Here is a 5,069-nt window from a genome sequence, read left to right on the forward strand (position 1 = left end):
GTGGTCGCGCCGGGCGGGAGCGGCGGGCATGAGGCGCAGGGGCAGGTCTTCGGGGGCGACGGCGACGGGGCGGGGCATGCTCCCAGGGTAAGGCAGGCGGACCGTACGATGGGCAGGCACCCGACCGCCCCGACCGGAAGGCCCTCGTGTCCACGTTCTACTGGTCCGCCAAGACGTTCGCCGTGGCTCCGGCCACCCGCCTGCTGTTCCGCCCCTGGGTGAAGGGCCTCGCGAACGTGCCGGCCGAGGGCCCGGCGATCCTGGCCAGCAACCACCTGTCCGTCTCGGATTCGGTGTTCATGCCGGCCATGCTCGACCGCCAGGTGCACTTCCTGGCCAAGCACGAGTACTTCACCGGCCCGGGCGTGAAGGGGTGGGTCACCCGCCGGTTCTTCGAGGCCGCGAACCAGCTGCCCATGGACCGCTCCGGCGGAGAGGCGTCCCTGCGCTCGCTGGACGCGGGCCTCGCGGCGCTGCGGGAGGGCCGGCTGCTCGGGATCTACCCGGAGGGCACCCGCAGCCCGGACGGGCGGCTGCATCGCGGCAAGATCGGCGTGGCCAAGCTCGCGCTGGCCTCGGGCGTGCCCGTGGTGCCCATCGCGATGATCGGCACGGACCGGGTCCAGCCGATCGGCCACGTGCTGCCGCGGATCCGGCGCCTGGGCATGATCTTCGGCGAGCCGCTGGACTTCTCCGGCCGTGCCGCGGCAGCCGACGACCGCCGGGTGCTGCGGGAGGTGACGGACGAGATCATGGAGGCCATCCGGCGCCTGTCGGGCCAGGAATACGTGGACACCTACGCGGCGGACGTGAAGGCGGGCCGGGTGGCCGCTCCGCCGCGCGCCGGCGACTGAGCGGGGCCCGCGCGTCGTCATCCGGGGACGCCCAGACCGGGGCGCGGCACGCGGCCCCTAGCCTGGTGTGCATGACTGAAGACCCCCGCGAGAAGATCCTGGCCTTCGGCACCGCCATCTCGGAGGGCGCCGCCGACATCCCCGGCCTGGACCACTGGCGCTCGCTGCCGATCGCACAGGCGCCGTCCTGGGCGGACGAGGCCGACCACCGCGCCGCCGTCGCCGAGCTGAGCGCCCTGCCCCCGCTCGTCTTCGCGGGCGAGGTCGACCTGCTGCGCGCCCGTCTGGCCGACGTCGCCCAGGGCCGCGCGTTCCTCCTGCAGGGCGGCGACTGCGCCGAGACGTTCGCCGGGTCCACCGCCAACCGGATCAGCGCCCGGGTGAAGACCATCCTGCAGATGGCCGCAGTGCTGACCTACGGCGCCTCCATGCCGGTCGTGAAGATGGGCCGGATCGCCGGCCAGTTCGCCAAGCCGCGGTCCTCGGACACGGAGACCCGCGACGGCGTCACGCTGCCCAGCTTCCGCGGCGAGATCGTGAACGGCTACGAGTTCACCGAGCAGGCCCGCCGGCACGACGCCCGGCGGATGGTGCAGGCGTACCACACCTCCGCCTCCACCCTGAATCTGGTCCGCGCCTTCACCCAGGGCGGCTTCGCCGATCTGCGCAGCGTGCACCAGTGGAACCAGGGCTTCATGGCCAACCCGGCCTACGCCCAGTACGAGGAGATGGCCGCCGAGATCGACCGCGCGGTCCGCTTCATGAACGCCGCGGGCGTGGACTTCGAGGCCATGCGCCGCACCGAGTTCTACTCGGCCCACGAGGCGCTCCTGCTCGACTACGAGCGCGCCCTGACCCGCGTGGACTCGCGCAGCGGCGACCCCTACGCCACGAGCGCCCACTTCCTGTGGATCGGCGAGCGCACCCGCCAGGTGGACGGCGCCCACGTCGACTTCCTCTCCCGGGTCCGCAACCCGATCGGCGTGAAGCTCGGCCCGACCACCACGGTCGCGGACGCGCTCGAGCTCGCCGAGCGGCTGGACCCGGAGCGCGAGCCGGGCCGCCTGACCTTCATCACCCGCATGGGCGCGGAGCGGATCCGGGACGTGCTCCCCGGCATCGTCGAGGGCGTCCGGGACGCGGGGCTGGAGCCGGTGTGGGTCACCGACCCCATGCACGGCAACACCGTGACCGCGGCCAACGGCTACAAGACCCGCCGGTTCGAGGACGTGATGGACGAGGTCAGCGGCTTCTTCGAGGTGCACCGCGAGCTCGGCACGCACCCGGGCGGCATGCACGTCGAGCTGACCGGCGACGACGTCGCCGAGTGCCTGGGCGGCTCCGACCCGATCAACGAGGCCGACTTCGACGCCCGCTACGAGACGCTGTGCGACCCGCGGCTGAACCACCAGCAGTCCCTGGAGATGGCGTTCAAGGTCACCGAGGCCCTCTCGCACCCCGAGCGCCGCGCGCCGCGGGCCTGACCGCGCGGCCGGGCACGCCCCGGCTCAGCCGACCCAGACGTGGACCGCGGTGCCCTCCGGCAGCGCGGTCCCGGCGGCGGGGGACTGGTGCAGGACCCGGGACTCGCCCCGGGCGGAGAGCGGCAGCGGCAGGCGATGCACGCGGGCGTCCCAGCCCTCGTCCGCCAGCGTCGTGTGCGCCGTCTCCGGATCCTGCCCGGTCATGTCCGGCACCGGGCGCACGGCGCGGCCCTCGGAGAGCACCACGCGGACCGCGGTGCCCGGCGTCGCCTGCTCGCCGGGGGCCGGGTGCTGCTCGATCACGGCCCCGGCCGGCACTGCGGGATCGGTGCGGCGCTCCGCGACCTCCACGGTGAATCGGGCGTCCCGGGCCACGCCGTGGGCCTGCCGGATCACGACGCCGGTCAGGTCGGGCACCGGCACCGGCGCGGGGCCGGCGGAGACGGTGAGCTCGACGGGGGCGCCGCGCCCCGCCGGCTCCCCGGCCGCGGGTGAGCTGGCGACGACCGTGCCCTCCGTGCGGAGTTCGTCATGCCGGGCCGTGACCGCCGCGGTGAAGCCCGCGGCGGTCAGCCGTTCCTCCGCCGCCTCCCGGGCCAGCCCGTCGAGGTCGGGGACCACCGCCACACCACCGACTCCGAGGCCGCCGGAGCCCAGCGTCCAGCCCAGCAGCAGGGCGACGCCGGTGAGCAGCAGGGTCACGGCCGCGCCGATCGCCGCGGCCCGGCCGGTGCCCTGGCCGAGGTCGAGGGCGGGGCGGCGGGCCGCCCGACGCAGCCGCCGCCGGGAGCCGCGCCCCGGATGCCGGTCCGCCGGAGCGGGGTCGAGCCCGAGCGGGCCGATCGGCTCCGCCGGGCGCGCGGCGGGCCGCGGGTCGCCCCCGTGCGTCGCCACACGGGTGTCGATGACGTCGGTCATGTCCTCGTCGAGGTCGGACTCGGCCAGGGCGGGGAGCACGCGCGTCGCGTGGTGGTCGCCGGCGTCGAGGGCCCGGGTCTCCAGGTTCCCGTCCGGGGCCGCATCCTCGAGGCCATCGGCGGCGGGGCCGGCCGGGGCCGGGTCCGCGCCCGGGCCCTCGGCGGGCTGCGCGGCGGGGCGGCGGTCCGGTGCGTCGGGGTCCAGGCCCGCCGCCACGGCCTCGATGCGGTGCAGGAGCTCGCCGGCACCGGCGGGCCGGTCGGCCGGGTCCGGCTCGGTGCACCACAGCACGAGGTCGTCGAGGTCCTCGGGGAGCCCGGGGTGCAGCGTGGACGGCACGGGGACCCGCTCGTGGACGTGCCGGTAGGCGACCTGCAGCGCGGTCGCCGCGGTGTACGGCTGGCGGCCCGTGAGCAGCTCGAACAGGATGATGCCCACGGCGTACACGTCGGAACGGGCGTCGGCGGGCGCCCCGGCGATGTGCTCGGGGGCGAGATAGGCGGGTGTGCCCACGACGGCCTGCCCGGCCATGGTGTGGGCCGTGGCGGCGCGGGACAGGCCGAAGTCCGCGACCGTCACCCGGCCGTCGTCGCGGACGAGCACGTTCTCGGGCTTCACGTCCCGGTGCACCAGTCCGGCGCCGTGCGCGGCGGCCAGGCCGTCGACGAGCGGACGCAGGAATCGCAGCGCCTCCCGGGGCGAGAGCGGTGCACGGTCCCGGATGACGGTGCGCAGCGTGCGGCCGGGCACGTGCTCCATCACGAGGTAGGCCAGCACGTCGCCGTCCTCGGCCTCGGTGTGGCCCTGGTCCAGGACCGCGACGACGTGCGGATGGGACAGCCGCGCCGTCGTCTTGGCCTCCTGCTCGAACCGGCCGACGAGGACGGGGTCCTCCGCCAGGTGCGGGTGCATGACCTTGAGCGCCACCTGGCGGTCGAGACGCTCGTCCACGGCCAGGTAGACGGTGGACATGCCGCCCCGGGCCAGCCGCTCGACGACCCGGTAGCGGCCGTCGACGATGCCCCCCACGAGGGGGTCGCGGCGTGCGCTGCTCATCGTCCCAGGGTAGGACAGGCGGCGGACCCCTCGGGGCGGTCCGCCGCCGGCGGATCAGAACATCGCCATCGCGGCGCGCACCTTGGCCACGTAGTCCCGTGCCTCCGGGTTCAGGCCGCTGTCCAGCACCCCGCCGAGGCCCTGGTAGTAGGCCCCGATGCCCTCATCGAGGGTGGGGGTGCGGTCCTGCACGTACTTGATGAACGCGACGCCGGCCACCGCGTTGTCGTGGGGGTCCAGCAGGTTCAGCTCGCGGCCCACCAGCTCCGAGGCGAACTCGCCCGTGATCGGGATGACCTGCATCGCCCCCACGGCGTTGCCGGGGGAGACCGAGGCCATGCGGAAGCGGGACTCGGTGTACGCGTGGCCCAGGGCCAGGCGAGGGTCCACGCCCATCCGCTCGGCGGTCTCGCGGACGATCTGCTGCATCTGCTCGGGGGTGGGCTGCGGGACGGAGCGCAGCAGGCGCAGGTTCTCGTTCGCCGAGGCCGTCACGTGCGGCGCGTAGGTGCGCCCGAGGAAGGTGTCGCCGACCGCCTGGACGGCCGAGACCGGCTCCACCTCGAGGGTGCCGTCGGAGATCACGAGCACGTCGCCGGGGTGCAGCGTCGAGGCCCGCGTCAGGCCGTTGAGCTCGCGCAGACGGGGGATGGAGACCTCGAACCGCTGGGAGATCCCCCAGAGGGAGTCGCCGGAGACCACGGTGTACCGGACCGTCCCGCCGGCCGCCGTCGGGGTCGTCGACGCCGGCGCGGTG

At 75.1% G+C, this 5,069-nt stretch carries 4 protein-coding genes; 2 read left to right on the top strand and 2 right to left on the bottom strand.

Translation table 11 applies throughout. From position 1 onward, the window contains the following. The first annotated feature begins 146 nt into the window (after positions 1 to 146). The gene (locus QL983_RS10285; protein WP_098092486.1) at positions 147 to 854 is read left to right on the top strand and encodes a lysophospholipid acyltransferase family protein; all 708 of its coding nucleotides are present in this window, start codon (positions 147 to 149) and stop codon (positions 852 to 854) included. 71 nt (positions 855 to 925) lie between these two features. Then, positions 926 to 2,338 (top strand): class II 3-deoxy-7-phosphoheptulonate synthase, encoded by a 1,413-nt coding sequence (locus QL983_RS10290; RefSeq protein ID WP_036316682.1) that lies wholly within the window; start codon positions 926 to 928, stop codon positions 2,336 to 2,338. 24 nt (positions 2,339 to 2,362) lie between these two features. On the opposite strand, the gene pknB is transcribed toward QL983_RS10290, so the two are convergent. Next, positions 2,363 to 4,312 (bottom strand): Stk1 family PASTA domain-containing Ser/Thr kinase, encoded by a 1,950-nt coding sequence (gene pknB / locus QL983_RS10295; RefSeq protein WP_208011606.1) that lies wholly within the window; start codon positions 4,310 to 4,312, stop codon positions 2,363 to 2,365. A 54-nt stretch (positions 4,313 to 4,366) separates the two neighbouring features. Continuing rightward, the coding region (locus QL983_RS10300; protein ID WP_290152868.1) for a LysM peptidoglycan-binding domain-containing protein at positions 4,367 to 5,069 on the bottom strand (703 nt) is incomplete at its 5' end.

Source organism: Micrococcus sp. APC 4021, from assembly GCF_030407635.1.
Classification (GTDB): Bacteria; Actinomycetota; Actinomycetes; order Actinomycetales; family Micrococcaceae; genus Micrococcus; species Micrococcus luteus.